We start from the raw sequence: 14,729 nt of genomic DNA, 5'->3' as shown, positions 1-14,729 counted from the left end.
CTAGCGGGTCAGCCTCGCGCCGTCATGCGAAATCCGACAGTTCAGGCGTCGAGTTCCGTATCCCAGTACAGAAAGTCCATCCAACTGTCGTGCAAATGGCCGGGTGGGAACTTGCGTCCGACATTGCGCAGCTCTTCGGCGGTGGGCTGACGCGCAGGCTTGCGCAGGGACAGCCCCGACCGCCGCAAGGGTTTCGAGCCCTTGCGCAAGTTGCACCGCTGACAGGCCGCCACCACGTTTTCCCAGCTGGTTACGCCCCCAGCGGCGCGCGGCACCACGTGGTCAAAGGTCAGATCCCCCTTCGCACCGCAGTATTGGCAGCAAAATTCGTCCCTCAAGAACAAATTAAAGCGCGTGAAGGCCACGCGCTTTTGAGGTTTCACATAGTCTTTCAGAACCACGACCGAGGGGATCTTCAGCTCAAGTGACGGGCTTCTGACCACCTCGTCATATTCGGCCAATATATTCACCCGATCTAGCACCGCCGCTTTCACGGCCTCCTGCCACGGCCACAGGGACAGCGGATAATAGGACAAGGGCCTAAAATCCGCGTTCAACACCAAGGCCGAGTGCTGTTTGACACCACCGCCTTCACGTACAAAGTCTGTCCTGAAATCTCCATCCATGACGCATCCAATCCTCGCCCGTATACATCCTCAATCGGTTGTCGGGGCGGGGACACCCGCCCCATGCTTATAGGTTGACTATATATTGATAAGACAACCTGACAACCCCAACATATGGGGTCGCCAGCGGGATATCATCAGATTATCTCAGGGATGTGACAGCCGGTGGGCCAGATGTGATCAGTTTGCGGCCTTTGCCGGGGTCATCCCCAGATTGTCCCGCATGAAGCTGAGCGCCACAGACAGGCCGTCCATCGCGATTCCGTGCCCTGTGCCCTTCATGATGAAGCCGTAGGTTTCAAAACCTGCGGCCTGCAAAACTTCTCCGCTTTCGCTGAAATGACCCGGAGGTACCATGTCATCCTGATCGCCATGCACCAGCAGAATGGGCAGTTTCGACACCACATTTTCAGCAAACTGATCAGGTTCCAGCATCCGACCGGAAAACGCCACCAATCCAGCAATCGGTTCATCCCGGCGGGGCAACACGCGAAGGCTCATCATCGTGCCTTGCGAGAAGCCGAAGACGATAAGCTGAGACGGCTCGATGCCCTCGTCTTCCAGCACCTGATCAAGGAAGGCGTTGATGTCAGCAGTGGCCATATCGACGCCGCGCATGCTGTCTTCTTCCGACGAGCCGTCCAACCACGGGATCGGGAACCACTGGTAACCCATCGGGTTGCCCAGGCATTTTTCGGGCGCGTCGGGCGCAATAAAGGTGGTGTCCGGCATGTGCTCGGACAGCGGATCGGCCAGCCCCAGCAAATCTGCACCATCCGCGCCATAGCCATGCAGGAACACCACCACAGATTTGGTGGTGCCCGAGGCCGCTTCGCGCCGTTTGCTTTCCAAGATGCGGGTCATTCGCCTATCCCTTCGCGTTCTGTTTCCATGCGGTAATAGGCCCACAGCAACCGCGCCGCAACGCCCCTGTTGGGTGACCAGTCCTGCGCCATGATGCGCATGGCCTTTTCTTTCGGCCTGTCGGGTAAATCAAACAGGCGTTTTGCCGCCTCTTGCAGGGCCAGATCACCGGCAGGGAACACATCCGAACGGGCCAATGCAAACAGTGCATAGATCTCGGCCGTCCACATTCCAATGCCCGGCACGGCGGTCAGGGTTTTGATCACCTGATCCGTTGGCTGTTCATGCAGCGTCGGATAATCAATTCCTGCTTCAGCCAGCGCCTTGGCATAGCGGATTTTTGGGCGCGACAGGCCCACATCTGCCAGATCCTGATCGCTGGCACGCGCGACGTTGTCGGTTTCATCAAACCCCGCCGCCTGCACCCGCCCCCAGATTGCCGCCGCTGATGCGGTCGAGACTTGCTGCCCCACGATGGCAAACATCAGCGCCGAAAACCCGTCCGGGCGCAGCCGAAGGGGAATGTCTTCAAGCTGATCAAAAATGAGCTGAAAGCGCGGCTCTTGTAGGCAAAGTGCCAGCGCACCGCGTTGCAGGCAGGCCTGTCCTTGGATTAGTGGCTCAAGCGTGTCAGCCATGCCAGCGCCTCTTGCGGGGTTTCAACGAAATCGCAATCAGGCAACGCGGGACGGTTCAGCATCACCACCGGAAGGCCCAATTGGCGTGCCGCCAACAGCTTGGCGCTGGTTGGCCCGCCCGCATTTTTGCTGACCAGATGGGTGATGCCAAGCGTGCGCAAAGTGTCCAATTCTTCCTCCAACGAGAACGGAGGACGCCCTACGATCCAGTCCCCTTCGTAGGGAAAGGGATCGTCGGTCGCGTCCACACGGCGACAAAACAGTGTGCGCCCTTCAGCCAGCTCTGCCCAATCCGCCACAGACGCGGCCCCAGTTGCCAAAAACACCCGCGCACCGGATGGGATATGCGTTGAGGCTTCTCCGGGCTGATCGACAAAGTACCAGTCATCGCCATCCTCCTCGCGCCATTCTGACCTTAATAACCGCAGATAAGGCTTTGAAAGCTCTACGCTAATCTTATGGCTTCGATTTGAAATCTGCACCGCAAAAGGGTGCGTCGCATCCACCACAGCATCAAAATCTTGGTCGATCATGAAGGCACGCTGCGCGGCCTCTCCACCAAAGCCACCCTCGCGGGTTGGCACGGGATACGCCATCGGCTCTCGTGTCACGCCAGCCAAGGATGCCAGTACATCCTGCCCGTGATCCGCCAAGAGTTTTGCCAGAGCTCGCGCCTCGCCTGTTCCGGCCAGAAGCAGGATCTTCACTGCGCCTGTGCGATAATCTCGCCCTTTCGGTCGATCACGACAATGTCCACTGAAATCGGTGCGCCACGCAGGATTTGGATCGCCTGCTCCCGCGCCTTTTCGGCAACCATTGATGACATTACTTCCCCATGTTTCTCAAAGACTTGCAGCGCTGTATTCATGTTGTCCACTTCAGGATCTTCAAGCCAATCTGCGAGCACATCAAAATCCACCTGGCTGCGTCCCGAATGCAAATCCCGTGCACCTTGCGCCAGCTTCGTCAGCTTTCCAATGCCGCCCCCGATGGTCACCCGGTCAATCGGGTTCCGCGCCAGATATTTCAGCATCCCGCCAGCGAAATCGCCCATGTCCAACATCGCCCCATCAGACAGGTCAAACAGCCCCTGCACCACCTTTTCCGAGGTCGCGCCGGTGCAGCCCGCAACATGCGTCAGCCCCTCGGCCCGCGCCACATCAATGCCCCGGTGGATCGACGCGATCCACGCTGAACAAGAGAACGGGCGCACAATGCCAGTGGTGCCCAAAATGGACAGCCCACCCTTGATACCAAGCCGAGGGTTCCATGTCTTTTCGGCCAGCGCTGCGCCATCTTCGACCGAGATGGTGACAATCACATCCGCCGACTGGACATAGGTCGCGGCGGCCTCGTGCACGACGCCTTTGATCATCTGGCGCGGCACAGGGTTGATGGCAGGTTGTCCTACGGGAATCGGCAGGCCGGGTTTCGTCACCGTGCCCACGCCGTCCCCGGCGACGAAAAACACGCCTTGCCCCGGTTTGGCAGGCGCAACACGCGCCCGGATCACTGCGCCGTGAGTCACGTCCGGATCGTCGCCCGCATCCTTCACGACCGCAGCTTCCGCCCAGTTATCCCCTGTAATCAGGTCATAGATCAAGAAATCCGGTGTTTCTCCACGTGGAAGCGTGATCGTCACCCGTGCGGGCGCACCCTGCCCCCACAGCGCGTCCAAGGCGGCTTTCACTGCAGCGGTGGCACAGGCGCCTGTGGTCCAGCCACGGCGTAGTTTCTGGGGATCAGTCTTTTCCATTCCAAAGACTATAGGCATGCAAATCCGCGCCGCCAATCCGTTCTGTGTGGTCGCAGTTACGCTTTTCGAGGGCGACCAACAGGTGCATAAGGGGCGCATGACTGACTCGCATGCATATACCGTCCCTGTTTTACCCGGCCATAACTGGCCCACGCTGGAGCCCGGCTGGGTTTGGCTATGTGGTGCTGGACCCGGAGACCCCGGCCTTCTGACCATTCACGCGGTGAATGCGCTGATGCAGGCGGATGTGATCGTACATGATGCGCTGGTCTCGCCCGAGATCTTAAGCTGGGCGCGCCCTGAAGCCGAAGTAATCTATGCTGGCAAACGTGGCGGCAAGCCCTCGGCCAAGCAGCGCGATATTTCGTTGAGGCTGGTGGATCTGGCCCGCGAGGGCAAACGCGTATTGCGCCTGAAAGGCGGCGATCCCTTTGTTTTTGGACGTGGTGGCGAAGAGGGGCAGACCCTTGTTCAGCACGGCGTACCGATCCGCATCATCCCCGGCATCTCGGCCGGGATCGGCGGGCTGGCCTATGCCGGCATCCCGGTCACCCATCGTGATGTGAACCAGTCCGTTACTTTCGTTACCGGCCACGATCAATCAGGCAACGCGACTGGTTCCTTGGACTGGTCCGCAATCGCCCGCGGCTCGCAAGTCATTGTTATATATATGGGGATGAAGCATCTGGACCGCATCCGGTCCGAGTTGATCGACGCCGGTCGCCCAAACGACGAGCCCGTCGCCATCACCATGAATGCCACAACACCGGACCAGCGCGTGCTGGAAACCACCCTAGGCACCTGTGTCGAAGACGCCGCGCGCGAGGGGATCGGCGCTCCGGCCATCATCTGCGTGGGGCGTGCGGTTTTGATGCGGCAGGCCTTGGATTGGCAGGCGCTGGCCTCAGGTCTGGCGCCACGCGACACCGATCCGCTGGGCCGAGGCCGCCCGGCCGAGGACCGCTGATGTCAGCGCCAACCGGCTTGATTCTGTCCGCGCCTTCATCTGGCAGCGGCAAAACCACCCTGACCCTTGGCCTGTTGCGGGCGCTATCGCGCCGTGGCGTGGATGTCAGCGGTGCAAAATCCGGCCCGGATTACATCGACCCCCGTTTTCACGCCGCTGCCTGTGGGCGCGAATGCCCCAATTTGGATGCATGGGCGATGGGTCCGGCACGTTTGCACGATCTGGCCCGTTCTGGTGCCGAGCTGCTGTTGATCGAAGGGGCCATGGGTCTGTTTGACGGTGCGCCCCCGGAAGGACGCGGCGCGACAGCAGATCTGGCGCGCACCTTCGGGCTTCCGGTCGTTCTGGTGGTGGATTGCGCGCGTCTTGCGCATTCGGTTGCGCCGCTGGTCAATGGCTTTGCCCAACACGACCCCGCGGTCCGCGTGGCGGGCGTCATCCTGAACCACGTGGGCAGTCCACGGCACGAGGCCATGCTTCGCGCCAGCCTGCAAGACAGCCTGATCCCCGTTCTGGGGGCCGTGTATCGCCAAGCGGGTCTTGAACATCCTTCGCGCCATTTGGGTCTTGTTCAGGCCGAGGAACATCCTGACCTGCAAGCCTATCTGGACCGCGTTGCGGATGTGGTCGAGGCCGCCATTGATCTTGACGCGCTGGTTGCTTTGGCAAGCCATGTAAGCGCAACGCCCAGCACTGCGACACGGCTTGCACCACCCGGCCAGCGGATCGCAGTCGCCTCGGACAAAGCGTTTGCCTTTGCCTATCCACATATCCTTTCGGACTGGCGCGCGGCTGGGGCCGAGGTTCTGCCCTTCTCTCCCCTCGCCGACGAAGCGCCAATTCCTGATGCTGATTTCATCTTCCTGCCCGGCGGGTATCCCGAGCTGCACGCAGGAAAGCTGGCCGCAGCACAGACATTCAAGCAGGGAATGCTCGCGGCCACCTGCCCGATCTATGGCGAGTGTGGCGGCTATATGACCCTTGGCCGCGCGATCACCGACAAGAACGGAGTTCGCCATGAAATGCTTGGGTTGCTGGGGCTCGAAACCAGTTTTGCAAAGCGCAAGCTACACCTTGGGTACCGGTCTCTGCACGCAGATCATGGTCCGTTCGCCGGACGCTGGAATGCGCATGAGTTCCACTATGCCACCACGCTTCTTGCAGAAGGCGCGCCGCTGTTTAACGCCACGGATGCAGAAGGCCGTGCTCTCGCCCCGATGGGGTTGATCGAGGGCCATGTGTCTGGCAGCTTTGCGCATTTGATTGACCAAGTTTGACTGCGACATCGCCACGCTGCATCTAGCTAAATTTACTCTGGTCAATTCGAACATGCATGGATACGCATGTGCGCATGACAGACGCGACCCTGACCCCCGCTGATGATGCACGTGCCAAGCGCAATGTGACCATACTTGTGCTTGCGCAGGCCATTCTGGGTGCGCAGATGCCGATGATCTTCACCATGGCCGGTCTGGCCGGACAATCGCTGGCGTCAAACCCCTGCTGGGCGACGCTGCCGATTTCCCTGATGGTGGGTGGGTCAATGATCTTTGCCAACCCAGTCAGCTGGGTCATGCAAACCTTCGGACGTCGGATTGGGTTCTGGCTGGGCACACTGGGCGGCACAGTCGGCGCAGCCATCAGTGCTTATGGCTTGATGCAGTTCGACTTCACGATTTTCCTGATCGGGTCGTTCTTCATGGGGCTCTACCAGTCCGCGCAGGGTTTCTATCGCTTTGCGGCCGCCGACACGGCCTCGGCTGCGTTCCGGCCCAAGGCGATTTCCTATGTTATGGCGGGTGGATTGGCCTCGGCCATTATCGGACCCCAATTGTTCAACCTGACCAATGACGCGATGGTCGTCCCATTCCTTGGCGCCTACCTGACGATCATTGTGATCAACCTTCTGGGTTCCCTTCTGTTTCTGGGATTGGACATTCCCAAGCCGGAAAAACCGCACGAGGACGCGCCCAAGGGCCGTTCCCGCATGGAACTTCTGCGCGACCCGGTGATCGCCGTGGCGATCATTTGTGGCATGGTCTCTTACGCTCTGATGAACCTTGTCATGACCTCGACCCCGTTGGCGGTCGTGGGCTGCGGGTTTGAGACCGACATGGCGGGCAATGTCGTCACCGCACATGTGTTGGCCATGTTCGTGCCCAGTTTCTTTACCGGCCACCTGATTGCCCGCTTCGGCACGCGCAAAGTCATCGCCGCTGGTCTGGCCATTCTTGGCCTTGCCGGGGTCGTCGCATTGCAAGGGGTCGAGCTTGAGAATTTCTTCGTTGCGCTGGTCCTTTTGGGTGTCGGTTGGAACTTCGGCTTCATCGGCGCGACGTCGATGCTGGCAGGCGCCCATGCCCCCGAAGAACGCGGGCGCGTCCAGGGCATGAACGACATGATCGTCTTTGGCTGTGTGACCATCGCATCACTGGCCTCTGGCGGGCTAATGAACTGCTCGGGCGGCACCGCTGTCGAGGGCTGGAGCGCGGTGAACATCGCCATGGTGCCCTTCCTTGCTCTTGCAGGCGCTTCGCTGATTTGGCTAATGATGCGACCTGCGGACGAGGCCTGATCCATCCAGTTCCTTTTTCGGCTGTCGCTTCTTCTCGGAATCGCTAAACAGCGGGAAATTCCGAAGGAGAGACAGGATAATGAGTCGCGACATCACGCAGACCGACTATAAATTCAGCCCCGGACAGGCGCTTGTGGGCGCACAAATGCTGTTCGTGGCCTTCGGGGCGCTTGTTCTGGTGCCCCTGCTGACCGGGCTGGACCCCAGCGTGGCGCTGTTCACGGCGGGTGTCGGCACTCTGATCTTCCAGATCGTCACCCGCGGCAAAGTGCCGGTATTCCTGGCATCCAGCTTTGCTTTCATCGCCCCCATTATTTACGGCGTACAGACTTGGGGACTTCCAGCGACTTTGGGCGGTCTCGCAGCGGCTGGCCTGTTTTATGTGGCTATCAGCTTCGCCATCCGCATCTGGGGTTCGGACTGGTTGCACCGGTATCTGCCGCCCGTCGTGGTGGGGCCCGTGATCATGGTGATCGGTCTGGCGCTGGCGCCTGTTGCGATCAACATGGCAACAGGCTTGGCTGGTGACACGCAGATCATGCCGAAATCCTATGCTCTGATCATTGCAGCCATTTCGCTGGGCACCACGATGCTGATCGCGATCCGGGGTCGTGGCATGATCAAGGTTGTTCCCATCATCTTCGGCGTCATTGCAGGCTACGGTGCCGCATTGATCCTTGGGGTCATCACCGGCGAAAGCCTTGTGAATTTCCAAAGCTTCTCGGATGCGGCTTGGATTGCCGTTCCCGGCTTTGTTGCGCCTGAGTTCAACATGGCGGCCATCCTGTTTATTCTGCCCGTCGCCATCGCCCCAGCGATTGAGCATTTCGGAGACGTCATGGCCATCAGCTCGGTCACCAAGAAGGACTATTTGAAAGAGCCGGGCATCCAGAACACCATGCTGGGCGATGGTCTGGCCACCGTGTTCGCGGGCCTTGTCGGCGGTCCCCCCAATACCACCTATTCCGAGGTCACCGGGGCCGTCACCCTAACCCGCGCCTTTAACCCGGCGATCATGACCTGGGCTGCGATTTTCGCGATTGTTTTGGCCTTCGTTGGCAAAGTCTCGGGCGCGCTTGGCACCATCCCAATGCCCGTCATGGGCGGCATCATGATCCTGATGTTCGGAATGGTCACCGTGGTCGGCCTGACAGTGCTGGTTCGGATCGGTGCTGACGCGCTGACCAACAGCCGAAATATGGTGATTGTCTCGACCGTTTTGGTCATCGGTATCGGAGGGCTGTCGATCCCGTTTGGCGGTGGCTTTTCGTTGGCGGGCATTGGCCTTGCCGGTGTGGCTGGCGTGATCTTGAACCTGATCCTGCCCAAAGAGGCCGAACACATCGAGGCCTAGACCAACCTCTCATCTAAGACAGCGCGCCCGGAAACGGGCGCGTTTTTTACAAGATCTCATCCAAATACGGCGGACATCCCATCTAGTGCTGCTGATAAGATCTTTCGAGGGTCTTTACCGTTCGCTCTGTCATCGCGCTTGGACAATGCTTGCCGCACCCCTCATGGCAGCCCAAGCTGAAGCAAGGTGTTGCATTCATCCCTAAACCACTCTCCTCCAAAGACGATTGGCTTTTCTCAAGAATGTCAGTCACAGCAGTTGGGCTTATACGTTTTTGAAACCGAACCCCGGCAAAATACTCGTTCTTCCACTTGATCTTTCCGCGACAATTGTGGCCGCAGAAATAGAGATCCACCCAATCATCCTGCTCGTGAATCGACGCTGCCTCGATCTTCATGCCATTTCGATTGATGTCGACAATCCGTGTCATCGTACATCTATCATTGATGGAAACCAGCACCGGCGTGTTGCACACTTCCCGTTTGCCGCGGCCATGTAGAGCAAGCCGGGCCAAGATCGCGGCCATCACCGCCAGAAGGCCCAACGCACCGCCACCCAGCACCATCGGATCACTTAGGGCAGGCATCCCAACATCCGCCTGTTCCGCACCGGGTTTTTTACGGATCGCGAGCGGCTTAGTCTCGCCTCCGACATCAGATGAGGTGACAAACTCGCAGCCAAAGACGATCGTCAGAAGCTCAAGATCCGTGCGAAGTGACGACAGGTTCGCCACAAGCACGGCACCCGTGCGGGATTGCGCCACGGCCCGATCCAAAGCATTGGAAATCACACCTAGCGCATCCGATTGGCTGACCACGCCTGTCGGCACATTAAAATCGCGAACACGTTTGATCCGTTGGGATAGCGTCGACATCAATAGCTTCGTAGCAGCCGGATCCGCCACGTGGTTTGCATCCTGAAATCGCATATAAGCCGCTTGAAGTTCGGACACATCGCGGCAGATCCGCGTGTCGTTCGCCAGCGTGTCTGACACCCAGAAACTAGAAAGAAAAGAGACGAGAAAAGCGTATCTGCGTTGCATAATGCAGGCAGCATTTCACATGGGAATTACCAAACTGATAATCCAGCCTCGATGTCCGCTTTCTTATCCCACACGCCCCGCACGACCACCGCGTCGCTTGGGGGGCGCTGCATCTTCCAGAGCTGCGTGCAGTACCGCGGTCATTGGATGGTCCGGATTTTTCGGACCGTAATGCGCAAGCAGCGTCTTGATCCGCTCAGCCTGAGGCATGTCATGGTCTTCAAACAGCGCCCAGTCCAGAAAGATCGAACGGCATTCACCGGGCATGATCCCTTCGATCACATAGCTGTCGCGGATCAACCCGCGTTGGTCGATGGCGTCGATAAGGTTCGTCATTTGGTCCTCCGGCGGGCTTTACCCAGGCGGGTTGGCCAGCACCTCGTCAATGGCTAGGGCCGCAGCCCGCGCCTTCTCCTCCAGATCCTCGATCAGGGCAGCCTCACTCTCGGCCCCGGTCTCGCGTAGTAGCAGATCCTGACCGCCCTGCCCTAAATCTTCAAGGTCCAAAGGACCCTCGGAGAGCAGTTTGGACGCGGCCTGCAAGCGCCACATTAGGTCATGCGACTGCACCAAAGATCGCGCCTGACCGTCGGAAAACCACTCAATGGCGACACCTTGAGCGATTTGACGGTCCGGTTCCCGCGGTGTGTCCTTGGACAGCAACGCAGCCGCCTGAGCCACCAGTTCGACATCCTGCAGATGGCCTTCTCCCAACTTGGCGTCCAGCGCCCCGCCCGCCTGTTTGGCGTCCGCGATGCGATTGCGCATCTCGATCACATCCGCGATCACCTTGGCCGGGTCGCGGTCAAACCCAAGCACCTCGGCCCGGGCGGCCTCGTAGTCCTTGGCCAGCCCTTCTGGTCCTGCCACAACACGCGCGCGGGTCAGGGCCAGATGCTCCCACGTCCAGGCTTCATCCCGCTGGTAAGCCTTGAAGCTTTCGATCGAGGTGGCCACCGCTCCTTGGCGTCCCGATGGGCGCAGGCGCATGTCGACCTCATAAAGCCGCCCTTCCGCCATCGGGGCGGACAGTGCGGTCAGAAACGCCTGTGTCAGGCGCGCATAATAAGGCCGTGTCGCCAACGGGCGGCGGCCGTCCGACATATCCTCGCCTTTCGGGTCATAGATGACGATCAGATCCAGATCCGAGGTCGCAGACAACGACCGTGCGCCAAGCGACCCCATACCAATGATCGCAGCCCCAGCGCCGGGTGGCATACCGTGCTTCAGGGCGAAGTTATCCACCACAACGGGCCAGAGGCCGCGAATGACGGCGTCTGCAAGGTCTGTGTATTGCACACCCGCCTCGCGCGCGTGGATCAGCCCGCGCAGGAAGTGCACGCCGATGCGGAAATGCCATTCTTTCATCCAGCGGCGCGTGCCATCAAGCTTGGCCTCATAGTCAGGCGCCTTGTCCAACCGCGCGGCCAGCTCTGCCTCAAGCGCGTCGCCTCCGGGCCAAGGCTCGAAGAAGCCGCCGCCAATCACCGCATCCAGAACTTGCGCGTTGTGGCCAAGATAGGCCGCCAGCGCGGGGGCCGTGGCGGCAATGTCGACGATCAGATCGACAAGCGTCGGGTTGGCCTCAAACAGCGAGAAGAGCTGCACGCCCGCGGGCAGACGTTTCAGGAACCCATCAAACTGGATCAGCGCGTCGTGCGGACGTGGTGCGTCGGCCAAACGTGCCAGCAAGTCGGGCTTCAGGCGGTTGAAAATTTCGACGGCGCGTGCCGAGCGCAAACAGGGATAGGTTTCCCAGCGGGCTACGATTTCGGCCTCGCTTTCCGTAAGTTCGCGACTGTCAGCCGTGGTATCGTCCGGCGCGAAGAAGCTCTCGGTCAGCTCGTGGACCTCGGCCAACGCATCATGGATGCGGGTTTTTAGCACTTCGGTGTCGCCCTCTCCCATCATTCGGGCCAGCCGGTCAAATTCGTCGTCCGTTTTGGGCAAGTTGTGGGTCTGAGCATCGCGGAACATCTGCACGCGGTGCTCAACCTCGCGGTGGAAGCGATAGTGCCGTGTCAGGATCTCGGCCACATCGGTGGGGATCCAGTCCTTGGCAGCCAAAGCAGCCAATCCCGGCACAGTTTCGCGCATGCGCAGCCCTTCGTCGCGGCCACCAGCGATAATTTGGCGGGTCTGCGTGAAAAACTCGATCTCGCGGATGCCACCGCGCCCCAACTTCATATCATGGCCGGGAAGTGTGATGTCACCAAACAAACCTTTGTGCTCGCGAATGCGCAAGCGCATGTCATGGGCGTCTTGGATGGCCGCAAAATCCAGATGCTTGCGCCAGATGAAGGGGCGCAGGCGGGTCAGATAGGCCTCGCCGGCTGCAATGTCTCCGCCGCACGGACGCGCCTTGATGTGGGCGGCCCGCTCCCATGTGCGACCAAGGCTTTCGTAATAACGCTCTGCCGCTTCCATAGAGACACAGACGGGTGTCACGGACGGGTCCGGCCGCAACCGCAAATCGGTGCGGAAGACGTATCCGTCTTCGGTCAACTCGGACAGCATGGCGCTCATCTTGCGGGTGGCGCGCACGTGGCTGGACCGCGCTTCATGAAAGTCGGCGCCTTCGAAGCGGCTGTCATCAAACAGCATGATCAGATCGACATCCGAGCTATAATTCAGCTCGTGGGCACCCATCTTACCCATGGCAAGAGCAACCATGCCCCCGGCGGTCTCGACATCCGCATCCGTCATTCCCGGCAACTTGCCGCGCCGAATTTCATTGCCCACCTGAAAGGTCATGGCCGTGTGGGTGGCAAAATCCGCCAGATCCGTCAGCGCGCCGGTGACCTGCTCCAGCTGATAAACCCCGGCCAGATCCGCAAGCCCCGTCAGAAGTGCGATACGCTGCTTTGCCACGCGCAAAGACTTCCGCAACGCGCTGTCGCTGTCCGTATTCATATCCTGCATGGCTGCCGTAATGGCATCCTCTGGCGCGATGCTCAGCGCGGCGCGCAACCAATCGGCCTGCTTTTCCATCAAACCTTTCAGGTATGGCGAACAGCCAGCCGCCCCAGACAAGATCTCGCGCAGATCTGGCGTCAGATCCGCAAATAGTGTGTCGATATCTGCCGCGGGCTCGGCGTCGTAGGCGATTGGAGTGCGGGCGATGCGGGCGGCGAAGGTGTTCTGGCTCATATGCGCAAATTGCGCCGGGCGGCGGGGCGGGTCAACATGGGAAAGCAGGTTGCGACCATTCGAGCCAGCTTGCCTATGGCCATTGAAAGGCTACAGTCCCTGAAAGGATCAAAGCAGACGACAGGAACCGGAATGTCCAAAAGCCTAAAACGGGTCAAAGCCGCGCTGGCAGACGGGGGCATTGCCGCCAACGTCATCGAAATGTCCGACAGCACGCGCACCGCTGCAGACGCGGCCCGCGCTTGTGGTTGCGAAATCGATCAGATTGCGAAATCCGTCATCTTTCGCGGCGAAACCTCGGGCCATGTCCTGTTGTTTCTAACGGCTGGTGGCAATCAGGTGGATGCGGCCAAAGCCTCGGCCCTGGCGGGCGAACCCTTGGGAAAAGCTGATGCGAAACTGATCCGCGCTGAAACTGGATTTGCCATCGGCGGCGTATCTCCGGTCGGGCTGACCAATCCGGTCCGCGCCTTTTACGACGCCCGCCTGTTGGAGTTTGATGAGGTCTGGGCCGCCGCCGGTACGCCACGGCATGTTTTCCCTGCCGCGCCCCGCGATCTGATCCGTATCTGTGGCGCAACGCTAGGTGACTTCACCTAGGGATCAGCCGCAATCAGAACCCGCTGCATTGGTTAGAAGCGTCAGCAAACGCAGGAACTCGCGCTGATCATCCGGCGACAATTGGCCCAGCAGAGCCTTGTTCTGCTCGCCGATGATCCCAAAAATGACGGGCATCAGTGCCTGTCCTTCGTCTGTCAGAAACACCCGATGGGTACGACGAGACTGCTCGTCCTGCTTACGCTCAACCAACTCCCGCTTTTCAAGAGCATCAAGTGCGCGCGAGACCGTATATCCCGCGATCCTCAGCCCTTCGCCGATCTCGGTCTGGCTGGCCCCTTCTTTCTCGGTCAGGGCCATCAAAACGATGAAGTGATCCATCTTTAACCCGTGGGCTTTCAAGCGGGCTTGCATCTGGGTGTCGGTCATACAAGCCAGCCGCTGAAGCATCCAACCCGCGCTTGAGGTGCGCGTCATATGTGCCTGATCGCGTAAATCCGAAAGCACAGAGTCGGGCTTGTTCATGGTCATACCTCGGCAGGTTTGTCGTGTCGTTCGAGCACAACATAAGCGACAACACTTGCAGTTGCAACTTTCCACTTGCAATATTTGCATTTGCAAGTATCTTGGGCGCATTACCAGCTAATGAGAAAATCAAAGCCATGAAACGTTATCACCCCTTACTTGTCTCCCTTCACTGGGTTCTCGCCCTAATGATCCTTGTTGCTTTGGTCATGGGGTCGAATGTTCTTGCTGCTCTACCAAATGATCACCCAGACAAAATGTTCAGCCTACGCGGCCACATGTCGATCGGCATCATAGTCGGCGTCCTGATGATCGTGCGCCTTGTCACGCGCCTGCGCAGCGCACATCCACCGAAAGCCGACACTGGAAACGGCTTCTTGAACTTTGCGGGCGGCGCCGCCCATTGGGTTCTCTATATTCTTGTGTTCCTGATGGTCGCCAGCGGCATGGGCATCGCGATGGGTGCAGGGCTGCCAGATATTGTATTCTTCGGCTCCGGAGCACCTCTGCCAGAAAGCTTTGACCACCTCGTGCCGCGCACAGCGCATGGTATCCTGTCAAAACTGTTGATGCTCACCATTGTGGCTCATATCGCGGGTTGGGCCTATCACCAGTTCAAGCTGAAAGACGGGCTGTTCAGCCGCATGTGGTTTGGAAATCGGGACGCCTGAGCC

General features: G+C 59.5%; 15 protein-coding genes. 6 read left to right on the top strand and 9 right to left on the bottom strand.

Features of this window, described 5'->3' with window-relative positions:
* Positions 1–41: 41 nt before the first annotated feature.
* From ALP8811_RS05905 to ALP8811_RS05885, 5 genes are all read right to left on the bottom strand, one after another.
* Entirely contained in the window at positions 42–626 is a 585-nt protein-coding gene (locus ALP8811_RS05905; RefSeq protein ID WP_108856216.1) for an HNH endonuclease, read from the bottom strand.
* A 180-nt stretch (positions 627–806) separates the two neighbouring features.
* Positions 807–1,490, bottom strand: a complete 684-nt coding sequence (locus tag ALP8811_RS05900) for an alpha/beta hydrolase (RefSeq protein ID WP_108856215.1) — start codon at positions 1,488–1,490, stop codon at positions 807–809.
* On the bottom strand, positions 1,487–2,128 hold the full coding sequence (locus ALP8811_RS05895; protein WP_108856214.1) for a DNA-3-methyladenine glycosylase family protein: 642 nt from the start codon (positions 2,126–2,128) through the stop codon (positions 1,487–1,489). Before ALP8811_RS05895 ends, ALP8811_RS05900 begins: the two co-directional genes overlap by 4 nt.
* On the bottom strand, positions 2,104–2,835 hold the full coding sequence (locus ALP8811_RS05890) for a precorrin-6A/cobalt-precorrin-6A reductase (protein WP_108856213.1): 732 nt from the start codon (positions 2,833–2,835) through the stop codon (positions 2,104–2,106). Before ALP8811_RS05890 ends, ALP8811_RS05895 begins: the two co-directional genes overlap by 25 nt.
* Entirely contained in the window at positions 2,832–3,884 is a 1,053-nt protein-coding gene (locus ALP8811_RS05885) for a cobalt-precorrin-5B (C(1))-methyltransferase (protein WP_108856212.1), read from the bottom strand. Before ALP8811_RS05885 ends, ALP8811_RS05890 begins: the two co-directional genes overlap by 4 nt.
* Before the next feature lie 97 nt (positions 3,885–3,981).
* Here ALP8811_RS05885 and cobA point away from each other — a divergent pair, with 97 nt between their 5' ends.
* The 4 genes from cobA to ALP8811_RS05865 all read left to right on the top strand — a co-directional run bounded on the left by cobA (position 3,982) and on the right by ALP8811_RS05865 (position 8,780).
* Positions 3,982–4,851, top strand: a complete 870-nt coding sequence (gene cobA / locus ALP8811_RS05880; protein ID WP_108857456.1) for a uroporphyrinogen-III C-methyltransferase — start codon at positions 3,982–3,984, stop codon at positions 4,849–4,851.
* Positions 4,851–6,128 (top strand): cobyrinic acid a,c-diamide synthase CobB, encoded by a 1,278-nt coding sequence (locus ALP8811_RS05875; RefSeq protein WP_108856211.1) that lies wholly within the window; start codon positions 4,851–4,853, stop codon positions 6,126–6,128. The genes cobA and ALP8811_RS05875 overlap by 1 nt, the downstream gene beginning before the upstream one ends.
* A 74-nt stretch (positions 6,129–6,202) precedes the next feature.
* Complete coding sequence (locus tag ALP8811_RS05870; protein ID WP_108857455.1) at positions 6,203–7,426, top strand: MFS transporter; 1,224 nt, start codon at positions 6,203–6,205, stop codon at positions 7,424–7,426.
* Positions 7,427–7,505: 79 nt separating this feature from the next.
* The gene (locus tag ALP8811_RS05865) at positions 7,506–8,780 is read left to right on the top strand and encodes a uracil-xanthine permease family protein (protein WP_108856210.1); all 1,275 of its coding nucleotides are present in this window, start codon (positions 7,506–7,508) and stop codon (positions 8,778–8,780) included.
* 82 nt (positions 8,781–8,862) lie between these two features.
* Here the strand turns inward: ALP8811_RS05865 and ALP8811_RS05860 are convergent, their stop codons facing one another.
* From ALP8811_RS05860 to ALP8811_RS05850, 3 genes are all read right to left on the bottom strand, one after another.
* Entirely contained in the window at positions 8,863–9,684 is an 822-nt protein-coding gene (locus ALP8811_RS05860) for a hypothetical protein (protein ID WP_146183995.1), read from the bottom strand.
* Between the two features lie 201 nt (positions 9,685–9,885).
* Entirely contained in the window at positions 9,886–10,158 is a 273-nt protein-coding gene (locus ALP8811_RS05855; RefSeq protein ID WP_108856208.1) for a hypothetical protein, read from the bottom strand.
* A gap of 18 nt (positions 10,159–10,176) precedes the next feature.
* On the bottom strand, positions 10,177–12,972 hold the full coding sequence (locus ALP8811_RS05850; RefSeq protein ID WP_108856207.1) for a [protein-PII] uridylyltransferase family protein: 2,796 nt from the start codon (positions 12,970–12,972) through the stop codon (positions 10,177–10,179).
* A gap of 132 nt (positions 12,973–13,104) precedes the next feature.
* On the opposite strand from ALP8811_RS05850, the gene ALP8811_RS05845 reads away from it, so the two are divergent.
* Complete coding sequence (locus tag ALP8811_RS05845) at positions 13,105–13,572, top strand: YbaK/EbsC family protein (RefSeq protein WP_108856206.1); 468 nt, start codon at positions 13,105–13,107, stop codon at positions 13,570–13,572.
* Between the two features lie 3 nt (positions 13,573–13,575).
* Here ALP8811_RS05845 and ALP8811_RS05840 read toward each other — a convergent pair whose 3' ends face one another.
* A complete protein-coding gene (locus ALP8811_RS05840) occupies positions 13,576–14,055 on the bottom strand; it encodes a MarR family winged helix-turn-helix transcriptional regulator (RefSeq protein WP_181363695.1) in 480 nt (159 codons plus the stop codon).
* Positions 14,056–14,192: 137 nt separating this feature from the next.
* Here ALP8811_RS05840 and ALP8811_RS05835 point away from each other — a divergent pair, with 137 nt between their 5' ends.
* Positions 14,193–14,726 (top strand): cytochrome b, encoded by a 534-nt coding sequence (locus ALP8811_RS05835; RefSeq protein ID WP_108856204.1) that lies wholly within the window; start codon positions 14,193–14,195, stop codon positions 14,724–14,726.
* The last annotated feature ends 3 nt before the right edge of the window (positions 14,727–14,729 follow it).

The sequence above is a fragment of the Aliiroseovarius pelagivivens genome (genome assembly GCF_900302485.1).
Lineage (GTDB): Bacteria > Pseudomonadota > Alphaproteobacteria > Rhodobacterales > Rhodobacteraceae > Aliiroseovarius > Aliiroseovarius pelagivivens.
Note: the sequence above shows the minus strand (reverse complement) of the source record. Positions and strands in the feature narration are given on the sequence as shown.